Source organism: Helicobacter sp. MIT 14-3879 (assembly GCF_003364125.1).
The window spans coordinates 1-3,550 of sequence record NZ_NXLP01000097.1 but is presented as its reverse complement, the minus strand read 5'-3'; the positions used below and the strand labels follow the sequence as shown (position 1 = coordinate 3,550).

At 28.5% G+C, this 3,550-nt stretch carries 3 protein-coding genes and 2 pseudogenes; all 5 read left to right on the top strand.

Annotated features, from left to right (window positions below; translation table 11 throughout):
* Window positions 1-207, top strand: a pseudogene (locus CQA44_RS12750) (hypothetical protein); the annotation flags it as partial.
* 19 nt (window positions 208-226) lie between these two features.
* Window positions 227-679 (top strand): hypothetical protein, encoded by a 453-nt coding sequence (locus CQA44_RS11465; RefSeq protein WP_258865031.1) that lies wholly within the window; start codon window positions 227-229, stop codon window positions 677-679.
* Window positions 676-948, top strand: a complete 273-nt coding sequence (locus CQA44_RS11460; protein WP_115547346.1) for a hypothetical protein — start codon at window positions 676-678, stop codon at window positions 946-948. The genes CQA44_RS11465 and CQA44_RS11460 overlap by 4 nt, the downstream gene beginning before the upstream one ends.
* A 20-nt stretch (window positions 949-968) precedes the next feature.
* On the top strand, window positions 969-2,894 hold the full coding sequence (locus CQA44_RS11455) for a lipase family protein (protein WP_115547345.1): 1,926 nt from the start codon (window positions 969-971) through the stop codon (window positions 2,892-2,894).
* Window positions 2,891-3,550, top strand: a pseudogene (locus CQA44_RS12745) (hypothetical protein); the annotation flags it as partial. The gene CQA44_RS11455 and the pseudogene CQA44_RS12745, both read left to right, overlap by 4 nt.

The window sequence follows — 3,550 nt, the reverse complement described above, 5'->3', positions numbered from 1 at the left end:
AAATATTATGATAGGATATTTTCATCATTCCGCTTTGTTTTTAAAAATAATAATGTAAAAAGAGACAATATTGAGAAAATAATATTTTATGTAAATTGGCGTGATTTAAGACCATATCTAGCGGGAAATGAGGGAACAGGAATTTACTTATCTGGTGGTAGAGAAACTTGTAGTTATTTTAAATATAAATATGGCATAAAGGAATAAAATTTAATAGGAAACTAATATGACAAACAAAGAGATAATTAATAAACTTAAAGAAAATGCAGAACTTGCTTGGGCTTCTTATGGATACTTTCATTTAGCAAATAAGAACTATAAACCTGAAGGTTGGTGGAATAAAGATAAAGAAAGATTAGATGAGTTTAAAAAAATCAAGAACAATATTTGCCCCACTTCCGCTGACATTCTCAATATAGAATATAATTCATTATTTGACGGCGACTTCACCCCCACTCAAGCTAAAAGATTCTTTGAACACTATGAGCTAATAGAACATTGTCCTAATACAGATTCTGGCTTCTCTGCTACCTTATTCCAAGATAAAGATTCTCAAGCATACATTCTAGCCATAAGAGGTACAGAGTTTCCCAGCAATAATGGAGATATAAAAGCAGATGCTAGAATGGCATTAGGATATATTCCACATAGAAAATTAATGAAAAGGAGTATTATATGAAAACTTCTGATAAAATAGCACTAATCTATTTGATAATATGTGTTCTCATAGCTGGATTTTTTGCAATGCTTGGTTATGGACTTAATGGAACTGGGTCAGATATGCCTAAGGCTGTTGTGTATTTTTGCCTTTATATGATTTGGTTATTAGTGCCATATACCATTATATCTTTAGTTATAGAAATGATAAAAAGCTTTAGGATGTGGAAATTGATAAATTTAATTTTAATGTTATTCTTTACGCTTGTATATTATATCAAATTTTTTTGAACTTTGGGAGAAAGAATTAAATGACAAACAAAGAGTGTATTAAAAAACTTAGGGATAATGCAGAGCTAGCACAAGCTAGTTATTTTTATTTTGATTTGCTAAAAGATTCTAATGATACTCCTAGAAAAATTTATGAACTAGATTCTAACAACAATAAAATAAAAGATGAAAACTATCCTAGAGGATATAAAGAAATACCAATCAATTTAGAACATATCATAAGCAAAGAATATCAAGGACAAGAAGTATTAATCAATTTAAAACAAGATAATACTTGGCAATCAAATTTGCTTAATACACTAAATGAAAAATCTAACCTTGATAAACTCAATGGAGAATTTGGAGAACTTCAAACTAAGGAGTTTCTTAAAAAATACGATTTACTAGATTATTATCCTAAAGATAACTCCAGAGGCTTTCACGCTTGTTTATTTCAAGATAAAGAATCTAAAGCATATACTTTTGCTATAAGGGGTAGTTTTGATTCTAAAGACTATGTAGAAGCTGATTTTATTAATCTTTTGATGCAATCTAGCGTACCTAGAGACTATTTTGAAAAAATGCTAAACTTTTATAAATCTTGCGCTAAAAAATACCCTGCTATCACCCAACCTAAAAGCTTAAATGTCGTGGGACATTCTCTTGGTGGTTGCCTTGCCCAGCTCTTTGCCCTCTCTTTTGCTACTGATAAAGAATCTAGCATTATTAAAGAAGTCTATACCTTTAATTCACCCGGAGCTAAAGAACTAAAACCTAGTTATGATATACTTTTTTCCTTTCCTAAAATCATCAATAATGAAATAAAAGAATCTCTATTTAACACTTATAAAAATACCATAGAAGAGAAAGCTAAAGAATTGCATATTAATTATTTTAATTTATATCAATCAATAGAATCTACATTTAAAAAAATAATAGATAATCATATTAGTGATACTCCTGCATATTTTGGAATAAGGCTTACTACTAAAAGGACTAAAGAGCTTGATTATACTTATGTTAATTATGAAAAACTACCTACTTATCTATTTCAATCCTACCAAACCCTACTACACAACTACAATAATAGAAATGCTAAAGATAAGACTACAAACAAACCCTATACACTTAAGATAAAAGATAATACCCACCATATAGAGACTGATAGTAACAATATAACTAATGATAATGAAAATAATCTCATACAGAATCTAGGAGAGGATATAGAGGGAAAACATTATTATATTAATATTGGTGTTGAGATAGATGGCTTTGATAGGCATTCTATTAAAAGCTCTAGCATTCTTTTGAGTTTTTATGATTATCTCCTTGATTTAAAAGTAAATAGAGAACTTTTAGCTAATAATATACAAACACTACAAGATAATAAAGATAAAAAAGAATATAAAGAACGATATGAGAATTGCATAGGATATAAAGCAAGTAAAAATAAAGAAAAATATCAATTACTCACTGCTTTAATCAATGACTTTATGGAATGGACTTATAACTCATTAAGAAAAGTAGAGACTATTATTTTACAAGAAGAGCAAAATAAATATAGACAAAATATAAAATTTAATAAAAATATTACTAAAAAATCACCAGAAAAGGTATTCCCCCTAGCGTATCTCTTAAGTGAAGTAAGCTATATTGCAAAAAATAAAGATAGTGAGAATATCAAAAAATTTGATTTATATAAGATGATAGACACTATTATACAATTACAAACTGCAGAGATTTATATAAGAATCTTAGATAAAAAATACTTTGATGATTTAGAGAATAAGAAAGAATGTAGTGTTGCAGATATGCGTGCTATGCTTAAATGCCAACCTTTTATGGTTGTAGATAAGGATAATAAAGAGATTCTTAATAAACACAATATAACAGATTTATTTTTACATAAAGATTTTACAAGAATTGCATTAGGCATTCTTAATTCTTATGAAAGTCAAGCTGTATGAATGATGAATTTAAAAAAGCTTATTTAGCAATGATTAAAGAATCTATTTTTGATAGTAATGCTACTCCTATTACGCCTTGTAATTCTAATAATGCTCTTTGCTGCTCTTTAAAAACAAGAATATTTTATGATAGAGAAAATGAAAAAGTATTTTTATTTACTTATGGTGATGATATTTTAGATTGTAATGACTTACTTAGTCGTATAAATGCACTAACAGGATATAATAAACAATTCATTACTGATTATAATATTTTTCTATTTTTCAATGGCTTTCATCTAACAGGTGGCACAGAATCTCCTAATCCTCTCTCTCAATACTTCTTTGGAGAATTAGAATCTAACTCTTCTAATACCACATCTACTAACTCTACTAACTCATCTTCATCTACTTCTAATACCAATACTTCATCTTCTTCATCATCTACTTCTAATAACTTTACTAATAATACTTCTAATACTAATACCTCTTCTAACTCATCATCTACTTCTTCTAATTATTCCTCCTCTTCTACCACCTCCTCTGCCAACTCTAATACCACCTCCTCTACCTCCCACTCTACCTCTAACTTAGATGAATCCCACCCTATCTACCACTTCTCTCCCAAAGATGAAGAAAATAATATTGGAACACTCCTTATCTTTTTAAACTCCTCT